Origin of the sequence: Pseudomonas sp. ACN8, assembly GCF_002303925.1 — a bacterium.
Taxonomy (GTDB): Bacteria; Pseudomonadota; Gammaproteobacteria; order Pseudomonadales; family Pseudomonadaceae; genus Aquipseudomonas.
Genome location: NZ_MRCS01000042.1, coordinates 39,806 through 56,934 on the forward strand (window position 1 = coordinate 39,806; position 17,129 = coordinate 56,934).

The window sequence follows — 17,129 nt, forward strand, 5'->3', positions numbered from 1 at the left end:
CAAAAAAACCATACGAAATCGTTCACAAAAGGAAGTTTCAAGTGAAGCGACTATTCTGCTTGGCCGCGATTGCGGCCGCACTGATGGGGCACACGTTTACCGCGCAGGCGGCAGGTGTGGAGTTCGCGGTTGGTCAGACCAGCGATTCGACCATGACGTATCGACTGGGCATGCAATTCGATTGGGACCAGAGCTGGTGGCAGAGTGACGTGGGTCGTCTGACCGGTTACTGGAGCGGCGCCTACACCTACTGGGAAGGCGACAAGACCTCCAGCAATAACAGCCTGTCTTTCTCCCCGGTATTCGTTTACGAGTTTGCCGGCCAGAACGTCAAGCCCTACGTTGAAGCAGGCATTGGTGTGGCGGCGTTCTCCAATACGCGAATCGAAGACAACAACCTGGGCAGTTCTTTCCAGTTTGAAGACCGGTTCGGTTTTGGTCTGCGCTTCAATGGCGGCCACGAAGTCGGGGTCCGCGCGACGCACTATTCCAACGCCGGGCTCGCCAGTTCCAACGACGGTGTAGAAAGCTATTCGCTGCATTACACGTTGCCGTTGTAATTGCATCCCCCTGTAGGAGCGAGCCTGCTCGCGATGACGGTGTGTCAGTTGCCAGCTTAGTTGGCTGACAGTCCGCAATCGCGAGCAGGCTCGCTCCTACAGGAGCTGTGTTGTTTTCCCGTTCAGCGATACGCCGTCGAAATCCCCTGGCGTTCGTCGATGCACTCCGGTGCGCCCATTTCGAACTCCCGGCAGATCAGTGGGCGTTTTTCGTAGATGGTGCACATCATCGTGTTGCGATCCAGTGCGGCACACCAGCCGTCATCCAGGCGCAGCATCACTTCCCCGCCCCAGTCATCGGTATCGATGAACCGTTCAGGCACACCCGTATCGGTGATCAGCATGACTTCGAGCTGGCAGCAGCAGGCTGCGCAGGTCGAGCAGGTGACCGCGGGTTCCGCGATTTGCGTATGGGGGATGGTTTTCATGGCGCGCAGTGTAAGGCAGTCACCGGGTGCTGTGTGAAAGGTCTGACGGACGCTCAAGTATCGGAACGTCCCGGATGCCGCTACCGATAATGGAGATTTTCAGGGTTGATCCTTGATCGGTGGCTGGCCGCGCACCATGGGTTTGCCGATCTCCAGTTTCACTTGGTCCGGCCATTTGGCGAGTGGCCAGAGGGTGGCCATGAACGCTGCCGGGAAAGCGATTTCCAGCGGGCGCTCCTTGAGTTTTTCGAAGATGTGCCGAGCAGCTTTCTCCACCGGCCAGCTCAAGGGCATGGAAAACTCGTTCTTCGCCGTCAGCGTCGTTTCGACAAACCCGGGGTTGATCACTGTGAGCTCTATGCCTTCAGGGGCCAGGTCGATGCGCAGGGATTCCAACAGGTAACGCAGTCCGGCCTTTGAGGTGCCATAGGCTTCTGTCTTGGGCAGCGGCAGGTAAGTCACCGTACTGGCCATGGCGATCATATGCGGTGCGGTGCCGGCCCGCAGCAAAGGTACAGCGGCGTCGATACAATAGCTGCTGGCCAGCAGGTTGGTACGCACCACATGCTCCACAATCGACGCATCGAACTGTTTGGCATCCACGTACTCGCAGGTGCCGGCGTTGAGTATCACGGTGTCCAGCGAGCCCCAGTCTTCGGCAATCCGCTCGCCGATCTCGCGTACGGTCTGGCTGTTGGTCAGGTCTCCGGCAACCACAAGCACTTGCCCCGGGTAACGGAGCGACAAGTCTTTCAGGGGGGCCACGTTGCGCGAACTGACGGCCAGGTGCGCACCGGTTTTCAGGATTTCTTCGGCCAGGGCAGCACCGATGCCGCTGCTTGCACCGGTCAGCCAGTATCGTCGTGCGAGTGTACGACTCATCCCAATCTCCTTTTCAGCCGGGTAATTGCCCGGCCCAATTCGGGTAAATGTTCATAATGCAAAGCCCCGGCATCGAAGTCATCCCGGTGGCGGTAATTTATGACCCAACGGCGGCGTATTGCCGCGAGGGCAGGTTTTTGAATGCCATCAACGCACGCGTACGGGAAGTACTCAAGTCGACGATCGGTGAAGGGTAATCCACAACACCGAAAAGGCCGCCGAGATTGGCGGGGTTGTGCACGTCTTTTTTATTCAAGCCGGCCAGTTCCGGCAGCCATTGCTTGATGAATACGCCTTCGGGGTCGAATTTTTCCGACTGGCTCAGCGGGTTGAAAATCCGGAAGTAAGGCGCCGAGTCGGTGCCGGTGGAGGAACTCCACTGCCAGCCACCATTGTTCGCCGCCAGGTCTCCATCGATCAGGTGACGCATGAAAAAGCGTTCGCCTTCGCGCCAGTCGATCAGCAGGTTCTTGGTCAGGAACATCGCCACCACCATGCGCAGGCGGTTGTGCATCCAGCCGGTTGCCAGCAGTTGGCGCATGGCGGCGTCGATGATCGGCAAGCCTGTACGCGCCTGTTGCCAGGCGGCCAGTTCTTCGGGGGCGTTGCGCCAGGCCAGCGCTTCGGTTTCCAGACGAAACGCGCGGTGCCGGGAAACCCGTGGGTAGCCCACCAGGATATGTTTGTAGAACTCGCGCCATAGCAGTTCGTTGATCCAGGTGACGGCGCCGGTCTTGCCGCTTTCGAATTCACCCTGATTGTTGTTCAAGGCGGCGTGCAGGCATTGGCGGGGAGAAATCACTCCGGCGGCCAGATAGGCCGAAAGCTGACTGGTGCCGGTTTTTGCCGGGAAATCGCGTTCGCTTTGATAGTGATCGATCTGCGCATCGGCAAAATGGTCGAGGCGATGCCGGGCTTCGGTCTCGCCAGCCGGCCACAGGCTGCGCAGGTTGTCATCGGGCGTTGCGAAACCCTCGATACTTGCGGGGATCGTATCGCCGGCAATGTTCAGCGGCGCTTGTTTGTGCGGTGCGCGGACCAGGTTGGGCAGCGAGTGATGCAGTCGTTCGTAGCAGACTTTTCGGAACTGGCTGAAGACCTGAAAGTAAGTGCCGGTCCGGGTCAGCACGCTCCCGGGCTTGAACAGCAATTGATCGAGGTAGCGGCGAACTTCGATGCCTTCGGCCTGTAGCGTCCGGGCAACCGCTGCATCACGACGGGACTCATGGATGCCGTATTCCTCGTTAAGGTGCAACGCGTCGACCTGCCACTCTCGGCACAGGTTCAGCAATACGCTGGGTGCGTCATCCCAACGCGATGCCTGGCGGATCAGCAGGGGAATGTTCAGTTCACCCAGTTCGCGGCTCAACTCGCGCAGGTTACGCAGCCAGAAGTCCACTTTGCAGGGCGCATCGTCGTGTTCCAGCCAATGTTCCGGACTCAGCAGATACACCGCCACGCACGGGCCGCGAGCCGCGGCAGCCGAGAGGGCGGTGTTGTCATGCAGGCGCAAGTCACTGCGCAGCCAGATCAATTGCATTTTGGTGTCCACGCTATTCATTTAAATCAGCCGGTGCTGAACGAGTGCCTGATGTGCCGACAACGGATCTTCGGCCAGGTACAAGTCAGCGATCTCGGCAACATTGACGGACAACTCGGCGTGGTGGATGCATACCGTTGGTCCGGCAATCATTTTTGGGCAACTGATTCCTTTCAATAGTTTCGGCAGTTGCATCAGGTTCAAGGCTTTGCTTGAGTACAGCAGAACCCCACGGGGTTGCAGAAGTTCGACCGCCAATGCCAATTCTCCGACAGGCAGCGGTCCGTCGAAGACCTCCACCGGGCAATCCGCGCTGCTGATCAGCCAGGCCGTGAGCCACAGATGCGGCTCCATGGGCCGGTCCGAGTGGTTGACCAGCAGCATCGGCGCGGTGCGCAACTGACGATTGTTGTGGTAGATGCGCGCACCGAACTTGCTGCGCAACCAGGCACAAAAAAAGCCTCGCTCCATCTGCGCTCCGAACTGGCCTTGCCAGCGTTGCTCCAGAGCGGCCAGCAAGGGCATCAGCAAGTGCTCGCACAGGGTTCGCGGCGGATATAGCGCCATGGCCTGATTGACGCCGTCATCCAGGGCGCGCTCCTGCAATCGGCTGACCGCCTGCTGCAACGTTTGCAGCAAGGCGTGCCAATCGTTGTCGACGGACTCGCTGAAGGCTTGCGGCGTGTCGAGCAATGGTTTGACCTGGCTGACGGCAACGCCACGGTTGAGCCAGGTGAGGATGGTCTGGATGCGTTGTACGTGGTCGGCCGAGAACAACCGGTGGCCCTTGGGTGTGCGTAGCGGCACGATCAGGCCGTAGCGTCGCTCCCAGGCGCGCAAGGTCACGGCATTGACCCCGGTTTGCCGCGCCACTTCACGGATCGGCAGCCAGCCTTCGTCCAACGCCTTTTTAAAGTCATCGCCGAGGTCTTCGCGGGCGCTGGTGTCGAGTGCTTTTTTCATCAGATGGCGTTTCGCAGGCTGAGGTTTTCCGGGTGCGGTTGCAGGTAAATCTGCTGTGCGATGTACGGGTCGGGGTGTTGGCGAAAGTGATGCTTGAGCAGTGTCAGCGGCACCACCAGCGGCACGATGCCCAGGCGGTACTGGCTGATCACGAGCTGCACTTCCTGCTTGTCTTCGCTGTTGATGGCCTGTTTCAAGTAGCCACTGAGGTGTTGCAGGACGTTGGCGTGAGTACGGCGGGTGGCGCATTTTTTCAGTGCCACCATCAGTTCGCTGAAATAGCGGGGGCCCACCTCCCGCGGATCGTTTTTACCCATGTTGCCCAACAGGTGACCCAGCGTTTTGTATTGCACCGGGTTATGGGCCATCAGCAGGTATTTGTAGCGCGAGTGAAAGTCCGTGAGACCGCGCCGGGTCATGCCCTCCTGGCGCAGCTGCTGCCAGGCGCTGTAGGCGAACACACGGGTGAGGAAGTTTTCCCGCAGCACCGGATCGTTGAGCCGACCGTCTTCCTCCACCGGCAGGTCCGGGTGCCGCAGGCAGAAGGCCCTGGCGTAGATCCCGCGCCCGTCTCTGTCGGCCCGTGCGCCGCTGACGTGGTAGACCTTGACCCGCTCCAGCCCGCAGGACGGGGAGTTTTGCATGAAGATGTAGCCGCAAATATCCCCCAGTTGCGCTGCCATGTCCCGGCCGTAGGCGGCCAGCGGTTGCGTCACGTTTAGCCCGTGGTCGAGGCTGCCCACGGCTTCGGGTTGATCCGCACTGCCCACCAGCCGAATCGGTTGACGGGGTACGCCCAGGCCGATGGCCACTTCCGGGCAGACCGGGATGAAATCGAAGTAATCAGTGAGGGTGCGGCTGCACAGCCGCGACTCCTTGTGCCCACCGTTGTAGCGCACGTCGAGCCCCATCAGGCAGGCACTGATGGCGATTTTCGGTTTGGCGGAAGAGTGGAGCATCAGAGCACCTCGAATCTAAACTTGTACAAAAATTAGGATCTGTACAAGATAACTTCATCATAGATTCGAAGTTATACAAGTCAATATTTTTGTATAGCTTTTCTGGCGGGCTGCTGCCAGGACGACAGCAGCGATTTACTCGGATCGATGCTCTTTACTGCAGGTGCGCATGCAAACGGCGGGCGGCTTCCTGACCGCTGAGCCAGGCTCCTTCGACGCGTCCGGACAGGCACCAGTCGCCACAGGCGTACAGCCCCAGGTCGGCATCGGCCAGGGTGCCCCATTCGTGACTGCTGGCGGGGCGGGCGTAGAGCCAGCGGTGGGCGAGGCTGAAGCTCGGCGCGGGCATGGAATCGTGCAGCAGTTCGGCAAACGCGCCGTGTAACTGTTCGATCACCGCTTCCTTGGACAAATCGATGTGCTGGCGACTCCAGGCGCTGGTGGCGTGCAGCACCCAAGTGTCGAGGGTGTTGTCGCGCCCGGGTTTGCTGCGGTTGCGGGCCAGCCAGTCGAGTGGGCTGTCCTGGACGAAGCAGCCTTCCATGGGCGTATCCAGCGGCGTTTCGAACGCCAGAGCGATGGCCCAGGTCGGGTCCATTTTCACCCCGGCGGCGGCCCCGGCGAGTTTCGGCGCCGATGCCAGCAGAGCCGTGGCCTGTGGGGCCGGCGTGGCGATGACCACGTGGCTGAACGGACCGTGGGTGAAGCCTTCGGCGTCCTGCAGGTGCCAGTGTTCTTCACCGCGATAGACCTCGGTGATCCGACAGGCGAAATGCACTTCGAGGTCACCGAGCAGGGCGCGGGTGATGGCGCTCATGCGGGGCGTGCCGACCCAGCGAGTCTGCTCGTCCGGCGACAGGTTGAGCTGGCCGCCATGGTAGGTGTACAGCTGCGGCGCCCATTCGGCGACCCAGCCTTCGGCCTGCCAACGCTGAACTTCCGTGACAAAGCGGCGGTCGCGGGCGGTGAAGTATTGCGCGCCCATGTCCAGGGCACCCGCATCGCTGCGCTTGCTCGACATGCGCCCGCCGCTGCCGCGACTTTTATCGAAAAGTTGAACCACATACCCAAGGGCCGTCAGGGCCTGGGCGGCGGAGAGTCCGGCAATGCCGGTGCCGATGATTGCGATAGGTACAGTCATAGGGGCCTCGTTTACCTTTCTGTACAGACTACGCCGGGGTTAAAACCTGTACAATATTGTTTGATGGTATAACTTTTAGCGTTCTTGATTTGATAGCTTGGCCTATTGTTAAACATAGAGCCTGCTCGATACCAAAGATCCCTGCTTATAAAAATAGACTAATGGACAAGGTAAAACGCCACGCGAGGAAGAAGTCATGCACATATTGCTGACCGGCGGTACTGGTTTGATAGGACGTCAGCTCTGCCGGCACTGGTTGGGCCAGGGTCATCGTCTGACAGTCTGGAGCCGCCAACCTGAAAATGTCGCGAAAATATGTGGTGCCCAAGTGCGTGGAATTGCCCGGCTGGAGGATCTCGGGCAGGAGCCTGTCGATGCAATTATCAATCTTGCCGGTGCGCCGATTGCCGCCCGGCCCTGGACGCACAAACGTAAAGCCCTGTTGTGGAGCAGTCGCATCTCGCTGACTGAAACCCTGCTGGCGTGGCTGGAAAGCCGCGATCAGAAACCCCGGGTGCTGATCTCCGGTTCCGCTGTCGGTTGGTATGGCGACGGTGGCGAACGTGAGTTGACCGAAGAGTCGCCACCGGTCATCGATGATTTCGCCAGTCAGTTATGCATCGCTTGGGAAGAGACCGCCCAGCGGGCTGAAGCGCTGGGCATTCGCGTCATCCTTGTCCGTACCGGGTTGGTTCTATCGGCCGAGGGCGGCTTTTTGTCGCGGCTGTTACTGCCGTTCAAGCTGGGCCTGGGAGGCCCGATCGGCAACGGCCGGCAGTGGATGCCATGGATTCATATCGACGATCAAATCGCCCTGATTGATTTTCTTCTGCATCGCAACGAGGCCGGCGGTCCCTATAATGCGTGCGCGCCGAAGCCGGTGCGCAACCGCGAGTTTGCCGAGGCGCTGGGCAGCGTACTGAATCGCCCGACGTTCATGCCGATGCCGGCCTTCGCATTGAAGGTGGGGCTGGGCGAGTTGTCGCTGTTGTTGCTGGGCGGTCAGCGCGCCACTCCGGTGCGCTTGTTACAGGCTGGTTTCACTTTTAAGTTCACGGATTTGCGCGCGGCTCTGGACGATCTGTCCGGTCGCCTTTGAAATAGGACGTTGCATGACCGATCACGCGTTGCTTCTGGTCAACCTGGGTTCACCTGCCTCCACCTCGGTGGCGGATGTGCGCAGTTACCTCAATCAATTTCTGATGGACCCGTACGTGATCGACCTGCCATGGCCGGTTCGACGGCTGCTGGTGTCGCTGATCCTGATCAAGCGTCCCGAGCAGTCGGCCCATGCCTATGCCTCGATCTGGTGGGACGAAGGCTCGCCGCTGGTGGTGCTCAGTCGTCGCTTGCAACAAGCGATGATCCGTCAATGGCAGCACGGCCCGGTCGAACTGGCGATGCGTTATGGCGAGCCGTCGATTGAGTCGATGCTGGTGCGCCTGGTCGCGGCGGGGCACAAGCGAATCACCCTGGCGCCGTTATATCCACAGTTCGCCGACAGCACCACGACTACGGTCATCGAAGAGGCCAGGCGCGTGGTGCGCGAGAAAAATCTCGACGTGCAGTTGGCGGTACTCCAGCCGTTCTACGACCAACCGGAATACCTCGATGCGCTGGTGGCCACGACCCGGCCGCATTTGCAGCAGGATTTCGATCACTTGCTGATGAGTTTTCACGGGTTGCCGGAACGGCATCTGAAGAAGCTCAATCCCGGTCACAGCTTCGAGGGTGGCGGTGATTGCTGCGCCGGGGCACCGCCGGAGGTGCTCGCTACCTGTTATCGCGGCCAGTGCCTGCGTACGGCGGCAGAGTTTGCCAAGCGCATGGGGCTGCCGGAGGGCAAGTGGTCGGTGTCGTTCCAGTCGCGTCTGGGGCGCGCCAAATGGATCGAACCCTACACCGAAGCGCGCCTCGATGAGTTGGCCAAGAGCGGCGTGAAAAAGGTTCTGGTGATGTGCCCGGCGTTCGTTGCCGATTGCATCGAAACACTGGAAGAAATCGGTGATCGCGGTAAGGAGCAATTCCGCGCAGCGGGGGGAGAAGACCTGGTGCTGGTGCCGTGCCTCAACGATGACCCGCATTGGGCGCGGGCGTTGAGTGCGTTGTGCGAGCGAGCACCGGTGGTGCTTTAAAAGCTTCGCGAGCAGGCTCGCTCCCACGGTTGGAATGCATTCCCCTGTGGGAGCGAGCCTGCTCGCGATAGCTATCTGGCGCTATAAGTATCTCAAGCAGTTAGATCAGCGGCTCCTGCGCCTTCTTGTGCTTCCAGCTGTCATTGCCCGGCAGGATCAGGTTCAAGCCAATCGCCACCACCGCGCACAGCGCGATGCCCTTGAGGCCGAAATCGTCCGGCCCGGTGCCGGTGCCGATCAGCACGCCGCCGATCCCGAATACCAGAGTCACCGACACAATCACCAGATTGCGCGCCTCGCCCAGATCGATCTTGTGGCGGATCAGCGTGTTCATCCCCACCGCCGCAATCGAACCGAACAACAGGCACAGAATCCCGCCCATCACTGGCACCGGAATGCTTTGCAGCAGTGCGCCGAACTTGCCGATGAACGCCAGGCTGATGGCGAAGATCGCTGCCCAGGTCATGATCTTCGGGTTGTAGTTCTTGGTCAGCATGACCGCACCGGTCACTTCGGCGTAGGTGGTGTTGGGCGGGCCGCCGAACAGACCGGCCGCCGTGGTGGCAATGCCATCGCCGAGCAGGGTACGGTGCAGGCCGGGCTTCTTCAGGTAATCGCGACCGGTCACGCTACCCACGGCAATCACGCCGCCGATGTGCTCGATGGCCGGGGCCAGGGCTACCGGAACGATGAACAGAATCGCCTGCCAGTTGAATTCCGGCGCGGTGAAGTGCGGGATGGCGAACCACGGCGCCGCCGCAATCTTCGCGGTATCGACCACGCCGAAGTAGAACGCCATGCCAAAGCCCACCAGCACGCCGGAGATGATCGGCACCAGGCGGAAGATGCCCTTGCCGAATACCGCGACGATCAGTGTGGTCAGCAGCGCGGGCATCGAGATCATCATCGCCGTCTGGTAATGAATCAATTCACTGCCGTCGCCGGCCTTGCCCATGGCCATGTTGGCGGCAATCGGCGCCATGGCCAGGCCAATGGAGATGATCACCGGACCAATCACCACCGGAGGCAGCAGGCGATCGATGAAGCCGGTGCCTTTGATCTTCACCGCGAGGCCGAGGAAGGTGTAGACGAAACCTGCCGCCATCACGCCGCCCATGGTCGCGGCCAGGCCGAACTGACCTTTGGCGAGAATGATCGGGGTGATAAAGGCAAAGCTCGATGCCAGGAACACCGGCACCTGACGTCCGGTGACGATCTGGAACAGGATCGTCCCCAGGCCTGCGGTAAACAGTGCCACGTTCGGGTCGAGGCCGGTAATCAGCGGCATCAACACCAGGGCGCCGAAAGCCACGAACAGCATCTGTGCGCCGGACAGCACCGTGCGCCAGAGCGGATCGTTGAACTCTTGCTGCATGCTCACGCGTCCTTCTGCTTGGTGCCGAAGATCTTGTCGCCAGCATCGCCCAGGCCCGGGATGATGTAACCGTGTTCGTTCAGTTTTTGATCAATGGACGCGGTGTAGATGGTCACGTCCGGGTGAGCTTTCTCGACCACGGCAATGCCTTCCGGCGCGGCAACCAGCACCATGGCGCGGATGTCCTTGCAACCGGCCTTTTTCAGCAGGTCGATAGTGGCGACCATCGAGCCGCCGGTGGCGAGCATCGGGTCGATGATCATGGCCAGGCGTTCGTCGATCTCCGGGACCAGTTTTTCCAGGTAGGTGTGGGCTTCGAGGGTTTCCTCGTTGCGGGCCACGCCCACGGCGCTGACTTTGGCGCCCGGGATCAGGCTGAGCACGCCCTCGAGCATGCCGATGCCGGCACGCAGGATAGGCACGACAGTAATCTTCTTGCCGGCGATTTTCTCCACCGACACAGTGCCGCACCAGCCTTCGATATCGTAGGATTCCAGCGGCAGGTCTTTGGTGGCTTCATAGGTCAGCAGGGCGCCGACTTCCTGAGCGAGCTCACGGAAATTCTTGGTGCTGATGTCTGCGCGGCGCATCAGGCCAAGTTTATGACGGATCAGCGGGTGGCGGATCTCGAGGATGGGCATGGGAAAGGCTCCGGCGGCGGGCAAAAAAACCGGCCTAGATTAATCTATCCGAGGGTGTTGTCCTATAGACATACAGTACGTTAGTCCACAAACGCTTGATCTGGCCTCGCTTGATGCGTACCTTTGCCCGCTTTTCCGAATCCGTCCCCCCTTGGAGAGCGCCATGTCCGCTGATCTCGAGCATATCCGTCAAATCATGCGAGAGGCTGACTGCCTGTACACCGAAGCTGAAGTCGAGGCGGCCATCGCCCGCGTCGGTGCACACATCAATGAAGAACTGGCGGACAGCAACCCGGTGGTGTTCTGCGTGATGAACGGCGGGCTGATTTTCGCCGGCAAACTGCTGACCCATTTGCAGTTCCCGCTGGAGGCGTCCTACCTGCACGCCACCCGTTATCGCAACGAAACCAGCGGCGGCGAGCTGTTCTGGAAAGCCAAGCCGGAAGTTTCCTTCATCGACCGTGACGTGCTGATCATCGACGACATCCTTGATGAAGGTCACACCCTGGGCGCGATCATCGACTTCTGCAAACACGCCGGTGCCCGCAAAGTGCACACTGCCGTGCTGATCGACAAAGACCACGATCGCAAGGCCCGTCCAGACCTCAAGGCCGATTTCGTCGGTCTGCCGTGCATCGACCGCTACATCTTCGGTTACGGCATGGACTACAAAGGTTACTGGCGTAATGCTAACGGGATCTTTGCGGTTAAAGGAATGTAAGAACATGAGCGTGCCGAGCTTTCTGGATCAGACCTTGTTTGCCGAGCTGGCCGGGAAAGCCGCGGCCAATCCTCGTGGGCGCCAGCATCACAATTTCCATCAGATGGAAGACGCTTGCCATCGCATGGCAGTGGGGTTGCAGCCGTCCACCTATGTCCCGCCTCACCGGCATCTGGGCGACAACAAGGCCGAAACCCTGTTGGTCCTCAAGGGGCGGCTGGGCGTGTTGATCTTTGACGAGACCGGTGCGGTGCTGAGCAAGACCGTGCTGCAGGCCGGTGGCGACTGTGTTGGCGTGGACCTGCCAACCGGTGTGTTCCACGGTTTGGTGGTGCTGGAGGCCGACAGCCTGATGTTCGAATGCAAGGCCGGTCCTTACCGCCCGGTCGGTGAGGGTGAGCTGGCGCATTGGGCGCCGCGCGAGGGCGAGCCCGGTGTTGCCGAGTATCAGGCGTGGATGCGCGCGCAGTTCGATTGATCTTCTACCCCCCTGTAGGAGCGAGCTTGCTCGCGATGAGCCCAAGGACACCGCGGGGCATCTGGTTTTCCGCGTTAACGTTGACGACCATCGCGAGCATGCTCGCTCCTACAGGGGGACGCGTTCACCCCTGGAGCCTGTCATGAGCCATTTGATCCGCTGCTGCGCCGCCCTGTTGCTGACCCTCAGCCTGCCCCTGGCCGCCGCGCCGGCGCCCATGCATGCGCAGTTCCTGCCGCCCGATGACCTGACCCTGCGTGACAGCGAGCCTGAGCAGCAGCAACTGATGCAGGTCACCGATTACTCGGTGGTGGTAGGCAGCCAGCGTCAATCCAGTCAACAGCCGATTCCGGTCACTTCACCGCTGATGATTCGGCTCAAGGGCAAATCCCTGAACAAGGGTGCCACCATCAGTCAGGTGCTGGTCAACTTCGATGGTGAAAGCAAAAGCCTGAAGAAGCCGGTCTTCGACGATAAAAGCAAGACCCTGACCCTTTATTACCCGCTGGCGCAATACCGGGTGGTGATCGATTTGTTGCGCAACGACACGGTGTATTGCCAGTTTCTCAGCTACGCCAATGGCCATGTCTGGGCCGATCTGCACACCGGCAGCACTCGTCCGCGTTGAGCCTTGAGCCCGCGCAGGGGTAAACTGCCCGCCCCGTGATATGTCTGCAAGCTGGAGTCGGCAATGCGTAAAGATAAAAAACAAGTGATTGGTGACGAGATCGGTGATGAGCAGATCAAGTTGTTCCTCGATTTCGAACCGGTCGACGCGACTTCTCCGTCCCTGCACAAACTGGTCAAGGCCTACCGTGGCCTGCGCATTGACGATTTCGCGCGTTTCCTGACGTTCTTCGTCGAAGCGGGTTACGACGTTGATGGCAAGGATGAACACGGCAAAACCTTCGTTGAACTGATCCAGGATCAGCGCAACGCGCCGGATTACATCGAGCTGATCGAAAAAGCTCGCGGCTGAGTAAATTTCAGCCATAAAAAAACGCCCCGCTCTCAGTGAGAACGGGGCGTTTTTCATAAGGCCGAATCAAGCGTAGCTTTCGGTCTCGCTGCTGGCTTCAACCAGTTCCAGGGCAACGTTGTTCTGCGTGTTGATCTTGCGATACAGCGCAGCGTCGGTTTCCAGGACCTTTTCCCTGGCAGGGAAGATCTCTGCCAGTTTGCTGGCCCATTCGCCCTTGGTTTTGCCCGGGAAGCATTTTTCGATCAGCTCAAGCATGATCGAAACGGTCACCGAGGCACCTGGCGAAGCGCCGAGCAGTGCCGCCAGGGAACCGTCCTTGGCCGCGACCAGTTCGGTACCGAATTGCAGGATGCCGCCTTTCTTCGGGTCTTTCTTGATGATCTGCACCCGTTGGCCGGCCACTTCCAGGCGCCAGTCTTCGGCTTTCGCCTCAGGGTAGAAGCGGCGCAGGGATTCCAGGCGCTGCTCCATCGATTGCATCACTTCGCTGACCAGGTACTTGGTCAGGTCCATGTTGTTTTTCGCCACGGACAGCATCGGGCCGATGTTGCCGGCGCGAACCGACATTGGCAGGTCCATGAAGGAACCGTGCTTGAGGAACTTGGTGGTGAAGCCGGCATAAGGTCCGAACAGCAGGGACTTCTTGCCTTCGACCACGCGGGTGTCCAGGTGCGGCACGGACATGGGCGGCGAACCTACGGCAGCCTGGCTGTAGACCTTGGCCTGGTGGTGCTTGACCACTTCCGGGTTGTCGCAACGCAGCCACTGGCCGCTGATCGGGAAGCCGCCGAAGCCTTTGCTTTCTTCGATGCCCGAAGCCTGCAGCAACGGCAGTGCCGCACCGCCAGCGCCGAGGAAGACGAATTTGGCGTCGACTTCACGGGTGTTGCCGCTGTTGACGTCCTTGATGCTGACGGTCCAGCCGCCGTTGTTGCGCTTGAGGCCGGTCACGCGCTTGCAGTACTTGACCTGGGCATCGGGTGCGCTGGTCAGGTGCTTGAGCAACTGGTTGGTCAGGGCGCCGAAGTTGACGTCGGTACCATTGATCACGCGGGTCGCGGCGAGGGTTTCGCCCGGATCGCGGCCAGGCATCATCAGCGGCATCCACTCGGCCATTTTGGCCTTGTCTTCGGTGTATTCCATGTCGGCGAAGGCGTGGTGCTTGCTCAGCACCTTGAAGCGTTCCTTGAGGAAGGACACGCCGCTGTCGCCCTGTACGAAACTCAGGTGTGGCACCGGGCTGATAAACGATTTGCACGAGCCGAACGTGCCTTTCCTGGTCAAATACGACCAGAACTGCTTCGACACCTCGAACTGGGTGTTGATGTGCACGGCTTTCTTGATGTCGACGGTGCCATCGGCGGCCTGTGGCGTGTAGTTGAGTTCACACAGCCCGGCGTGACCGGTACCGGCGTTGTTCCACGGGTTGGAACTCTCCGCGGCACCGGAATCCATCAGCTCGACGACTTCCAGCTTGATCGCGGGGTCGAGCTCTTTGAGCAGTACTGCAAGGGTGGCACTCATGATGCCGGCCCCAACCAGTACTACGTCGACTGCTTCGTTATGCGCCATTTAACGCGTCTCCAAAATCTGCAGCACCAAATTGTCGGCATGGCTGCCAGGCGTTCCGGGGCGAGTCAGTGATGCCCCTCGAACTCATGGCAGGATCGCCATGTCCGAATCTTCGCAATTTATCGCAACTTCGACGGACGCTACCTGCCGGGCCTATGAGCCATATGAACTCATTTCAGCGCGCGGGAGGCAATTCGACTTATGGTCGATACATCCGTTTGTGCAACCAAATCCGTAGCGGACAGGCTTCAGGCTCCGGTGTTCGAGGAATACTCGGTCCTGTGTCGTTGGGCTGTTGTAGACGCTAATGGTGCATGTTCAGACGCAAAACTATTCATTTGCTCGCCACACTCTTGTGAAGTTGTGAAAACCCGTTTTTTTCACGCTCTTTTGAAGACGTGAACCTCAAAAAGGGCTGTCCCAGCCTGGCACCGTGCCCGGGTGGATTGCCGCCGTGGGATACAGGGCAGGCAAAACGGGCAAACAGCTCAGTGACCGAGCGTAATGACAGCTCTGCAGATTCGCGAAAAGTGGAGGTTTTGCTCAACAAAACAGCAAGCGCGCCAGCTTCACTCGATCTGTGTGGGCGGCTCTCTGTGGGCGGTGCGGGGTGTCAATACAAGCGCATTGACGATGCTGCGAGGCCCGATCAGGAGACGTCCTTATAATCGGGGGGAGATTGTATCTAAGAAACGCAGGGAAATGGTCGTGTTTAATGACTTTTATTAGGTGTTTGGTCAGGTCGTCAGCAGTTGCTGTGCGCGAGACCGTGGTCGGTGCTGCTGCGAAACGACACGGACACCGGCGGGCAGCGGCTGATTCAGCCAGTTCAGGCGGATCTCTTCGATTTCAACCCAGCCGTCGCCCATGGGCTGGAGACTGCATTGCTTGAAGGCCTGGCAGTGGCCGTTGCGGTCGAGCAGGGCGAAGCAGCGATGCAGTGGGCGTGGCGCGAACAGAGAGATCAGATGGCGCATGGCGAAGTACCGTTTGGGTGACTGCCCAGAAGGTTGCCTGTAGGCCATTACGTGCAAGTGTAAGGGGGGTGACATCTGTGTGACAGGAACCGCATGGTCAAAGGGTTTGTCAGAGATTTCATCAAACACTGTGCGGTGCTGGTTCCCCGCAGTGGCGCACCGCTATACTGCCGGCCTGTTTGTGCCTGATTCTGGAGAGAAGAGCATGTTGCAACGCCTGTTGTTCGGTTTGATCACTGTGACCAGTTTGACCCTGGTTGGCTGCGCCCACAGCCCGCAACAACTGAGCCCGGAACCCAAGCTGACGGCTCAACTGGCGCCCGTCGGCCACGGTCAGCCTGTAGTGGTGCGTGTGGTGGACGGACGTCCATCGCCAACGCTCGGCACCCGTGGTGGCCTGTACCCGGAGACCAGCGCGATTACCGTACAAGGCGCGCAGATCCTGCCGAAACTGCAGGCTCAGGCCGAAGCTGCCGTGCGCCTGTTGGGTTTCACCCCGACCGCCAATGCGGCGAACGCACCGCAAATCACCGTGACCCTGGCCGAGCTGAAGTATCAGTCGCCTAAAGAAGGCATGTACGTGACCGAAGCGACCATCGGCGCGACCTTCCGCTCCGATGTGCAGAACGCCAACCGTCGCTACAGCGGCCGTTATGGTGCGTCCCTGGACCAGCGCTTCGGTATGGCGCCGAACCAGGAAACCAACACCAAGCTGGTCAGCGATGTGCTCAGTGATGCATTGACCCGCCTGTTCAAGGACCCGACCGTGGGTCAGGTGCTCGGCGAGTAATGCGAGCCCCTGTAGGAGCGAGTCTGCTCGCGATGGTCGTTAACGATTACGCGGGAATCTGATACCCCGCGGCGTCTTCAAGTCCATCGCGAGCAGACTCGCTCCTACAGGAGATCTGGGGTGTCAGGCGGCTTGCGAGTAAAAGTCCAGCACGCTCACGCCCGTCAGCAAATCCGCCTCTGGCAAATCCGCATGCTGGTGGCCACCGAGTGCGCAATACACCAGCCAATGACGATCCTGAACGTTGAAGGCGAGGCTGCCGACGAGGGCTTGTTGTTCTTCGCTGGGGGTGATGAGGTAAAGACGATCCTGGTTTTCGGCGTGGAGCATGACGTGATCCGTGTCGGTTTCGAGGCGCGCATGTTCGCCGATACAGATGACGAAGCCGTGACTCAGGACAGCCGTTGATCAAATGCTTCGTTATTTGTCGGAAACAGAGGGCAGGTGCCGACGCTTTCGGTAGAATCCGCGCCGCGGTCGCCGGCCCGGCACCTGCCACCTGTTTTACTTGAGGTTTGTGATGTCGCTGCACTTGATGACGCTGTTTACCGCCCATCCCGCCAAATTGATCAATCTGCTGGCCTTGCTCTTTGCCTTCCCGGGCGGCTGGTTGCTGCACGCCACCCGTCGCCGCGAACTGCGTGCGATGGCCAGTTTGCAGGCGCAGCGCCAGAGCAGCCCCAAGGTAGAGCCCACGCTGGACTGGGCGACCTTGCGCATGAACCGGTTTTTTTACATCTGCGGCTTTGCGTGCATGGGGATGGCGCTGCTGGTGTCGTGGATCAGCACTCAGGTCTGAGTAATCGCAAAACCTGTGGTGAACAGATACAAAAGCGGCGCCTCGAGGGCGCCGTTTTCACATGTGCGCCCAGCATGGGCGCAATCTTGCGGGTGAAAGTCCCGCCGTAAGCTGGCCACAGCGAACGAAGTGAAGCGCAACTGCATGAGGGCGACCGAGTGTGGGGAGGAAGCGTGGAGCGAAACC

General features: G+C 59.9%; 21 protein-coding genes and 1 pseudogene. 9 read left to right on the plus strand and 13 right to left on the minus strand.

The window, feature by feature from the left end; genetic code table 11:
- Positions 1 to 41 precede the first annotated feature (41 nt).
- The gene (locus BSF44_RS21930) at positions 42 to 560 is read left to right on the plus strand and encodes an acyloxyacyl hydrolase (protein WP_095945280.1); all 519 of its coding nucleotides are present in this window, start codon (positions 42 to 44) and stop codon (positions 558 to 560) included.
- Positions 561 to 682: 122 nt separating this feature from the next.
- Here the strand turns inward: BSF44_RS21930 and BSF44_RS21935 are convergent, their stop codons facing one another.
- The 7 genes and pseudogenes from BSF44_RS21935 to BSF44_RS21965 form a co-directional block, all read right to left on the minus strand.
- Positions 683 to 988 carry a YkgJ family cysteine cluster protein gene (locus BSF44_RS21935; RefSeq protein ID WP_007981864.1) on the minus strand — a complete coding sequence of 102 codons (306 nt, stop codon included), beginning with the start codon at positions 986 to 988 and terminating at the stop codon, positions 683 to 685.
- A 99-nt stretch (positions 989 to 1,087) separates the two neighbouring features.
- Positions 1,088 to 1,870: an SDR family oxidoreductase gene (locus BSF44_RS21940; protein ID WP_095945281.1), complete on the minus strand. Its 783-nt coding sequence runs from the start codon at positions 1,868 to 1,870 to the stop codon at positions 1,088 to 1,090.
- Positions 1,867 to 1,965 (minus strand): annotated as a pseudogene (locus BSF44_RS21945) (nuclear transport factor 2 family protein); the annotation flags it as partial. The pseudogene BSF44_RS21945 and the gene BSF44_RS21940, both read right to left, overlap by 4 nt.
- 2 nt (positions 1,966 to 1,967) lie before the next feature.
- Complete coding sequence (phrB, locus tag BSF44_RS21950) at positions 1,968 to 3,410, minus strand: deoxyribodipyrimidine photo-lyase (RefSeq protein WP_095945294.1); 1,443 nt, start codon at positions 3,408 to 3,410, stop codon at positions 1,968 to 1,970.
- A 21-nt stretch (positions 3,411 to 3,431) separates the two neighbouring features.
- Positions 3,432 to 4,373 carry a MerR family transcriptional regulator gene (locus tag BSF44_RS21955; protein WP_095945282.1) on the minus strand — a complete coding sequence of 314 codons (942 nt, stop codon included), beginning with the start codon at positions 4,371 to 4,373 and terminating at the stop codon, positions 3,432 to 3,434.
- Positions 4,373 to 5,332, minus strand: coding sequence for a DUF523 and DUF1722 domain-containing protein (locus BSF44_RS21960; protein ID WP_095945283.1), 960 nt, complete (start codon positions 5,330 to 5,332; stop codon positions 4,373 to 4,375). Before BSF44_RS21960 ends, BSF44_RS21955 begins: the two co-directional genes overlap by 1 nt.
- Positions 5,333 to 5,486: 154 nt before the next feature.
- Entirely contained in the window at positions 5,487 to 6,473 is a 987-nt protein-coding gene (locus BSF44_RS21965) for an NAD(P)/FAD-dependent oxidoreductase (RefSeq protein WP_095945284.1), read from the minus strand.
- 196 nt (positions 6,474 to 6,669) lie between these two features.
- On the opposite strand from BSF44_RS21965, the gene BSF44_RS21970 reads away from it, so the two are divergent.
- Together BSF44_RS21970 and hemH are read left to right on the plus strand one after the other, a co-directional pair.
- On the plus strand, positions 6,670 to 7,572 hold the full coding sequence (locus tag BSF44_RS21970) for a TIGR01777 family oxidoreductase (protein WP_095945285.1): 903 nt from the start codon (positions 6,670 to 6,672) through the stop codon (positions 7,570 to 7,572).
- A 13-nt stretch (positions 7,573 to 7,585) separates the two neighbouring features.
- Positions 7,586 to 8,608 (plus strand): ferrochelatase, encoded by a 1,023-nt coding sequence (gene hemH / locus BSF44_RS21975; RefSeq protein ID WP_095945286.1) that lies wholly within the window; start codon positions 7,586 to 7,588, stop codon positions 8,606 to 8,608.
- 100 nt (positions 8,609 to 8,708) lie between these two features.
- Here hemH and BSF44_RS21980 read toward each other — a convergent pair whose 3' ends face one another.
- Both BSF44_RS21980 and upp read right to left on the minus strand, forming a co-directional pair.
- A complete protein-coding gene (locus tag BSF44_RS21980) occupies positions 8,709 to 9,983 on the minus strand; it encodes a uracil-xanthine permease family protein (protein WP_095945287.1) in 1,275 nt (424 codons plus the stop codon).
- Between the two features lie 2 nt (positions 9,984 to 9,985).
- Positions 9,986 to 10,624 (minus strand): uracil phosphoribosyltransferase, encoded by a 639-nt coding sequence (gene upp / locus BSF44_RS21985; protein WP_008045998.1) that lies wholly within the window; start codon positions 10,622 to 10,624, stop codon positions 9,986 to 9,988.
- Between the two features lie 163 nt (positions 10,625 to 10,787).
- On the opposite strand from upp, the gene BSF44_RS21990 reads away from it, so the two are divergent.
- From BSF44_RS21990 to BSF44_RS22005, 4 genes are all read left to right on the plus strand, one after another.
- Positions 10,788 to 11,345, plus strand: a complete 558-nt coding sequence (locus tag BSF44_RS21990; RefSeq protein ID WP_056853257.1) for a hypoxanthine-guanine phosphoribosyltransferase — start codon at positions 10,788 to 10,790, stop codon at positions 11,343 to 11,345.
- A gap of 4 nt (positions 11,346 to 11,349) precedes the next feature.
- The gene (locus tag BSF44_RS21995) at positions 11,350 to 11,823 is read left to right on the plus strand and encodes a WbuC family cupin fold metalloprotein (protein ID WP_008045994.1); all 474 of its coding nucleotides are present in this window, start codon (positions 11,350 to 11,352) and stop codon (positions 11,821 to 11,823) included.
- 142 nt (positions 11,824 to 11,965) lie between these two features.
- Positions 11,966 to 12,451, plus strand: coding sequence for a hypothetical protein (locus tag BSF44_RS22000; protein ID WP_095945288.1), 486 nt, complete (start codon positions 11,966 to 11,968; stop codon positions 12,449 to 12,451).
- Positions 12,452 to 12,514: 63 nt separating this feature from the next.
- A complete protein-coding gene (locus BSF44_RS22005; RefSeq protein WP_095945289.1) occupies positions 12,515 to 12,802 on the plus strand; it encodes a PA4642 family protein in 288 nt (95 codons plus the stop codon).
- 66 nt (positions 12,803 to 12,868) lie between these two features.
- On the opposite strand, the gene mqo is transcribed toward BSF44_RS22005, so the two are convergent.
- Both mqo and BSF44_RS22015 read right to left on the minus strand, forming a co-directional pair.
- Positions 12,869 to 14,377 (minus strand): malate dehydrogenase (quinone), encoded by a 1,509-nt coding sequence (mqo, locus tag BSF44_RS22010; RefSeq protein WP_095945290.1) that lies wholly within the window; start codon positions 14,375 to 14,377, stop codon positions 12,869 to 12,871.
- Between the two features lie 737 nt (positions 14,378 to 15,114).
- On the minus strand, positions 15,115 to 15,354 hold the full coding sequence (locus BSF44_RS22015; protein ID WP_095945291.1) for a hypothetical protein: 240 nt from the start codon (positions 15,352 to 15,354) through the stop codon (positions 15,115 to 15,117).
- A gap of 205 nt (positions 15,355 to 15,559) precedes the next feature.
- Between BSF44_RS22015 and BSF44_RS22020 the strand changes: the two genes are divergently transcribed.
- A complete protein-coding gene (locus BSF44_RS22020; protein ID WP_057713333.1) occupies positions 15,560 to 16,144 on the plus strand; it encodes a YajG family lipoprotein in 585 nt (194 codons plus the stop codon).
- A 123-nt stretch (positions 16,145 to 16,267) separates the two neighbouring features.
- Here the strand turns inward: BSF44_RS22020 and BSF44_RS22025 are convergent, their stop codons facing one another.
- Positions 16,268 to 16,474: a hypothetical protein gene (locus BSF44_RS22025; RefSeq protein ID WP_033052291.1), complete on the minus strand. Its 207-nt coding sequence runs from the start codon at positions 16,472 to 16,474 to the stop codon at positions 16,268 to 16,270.
- A gap of 190 nt (positions 16,475 to 16,664) precedes the next feature.
- On the opposite strand from BSF44_RS22025, the gene BSF44_RS22030 reads away from it, so the two are divergent.
- Positions 16,665 to 16,943, plus strand: coding sequence for a hypothetical protein (locus BSF44_RS22030; protein ID WP_095945292.1), 279 nt, complete (start codon positions 16,665 to 16,667; stop codon positions 16,941 to 16,943).
- On the opposite strand, the gene BSF44_RS30545 is transcribed toward BSF44_RS22030, so the two are convergent.
- Positions 16,934 to 17,129, minus strand: a 196-nt coding sequence (locus tag BSF44_RS30545) for a hypothetical protein (protein WP_218194564.1), incomplete at its 5' end; no start/stop codon positions are given. The genes BSF44_RS22030 and BSF44_RS30545 overlap by 10 nt on opposite strands.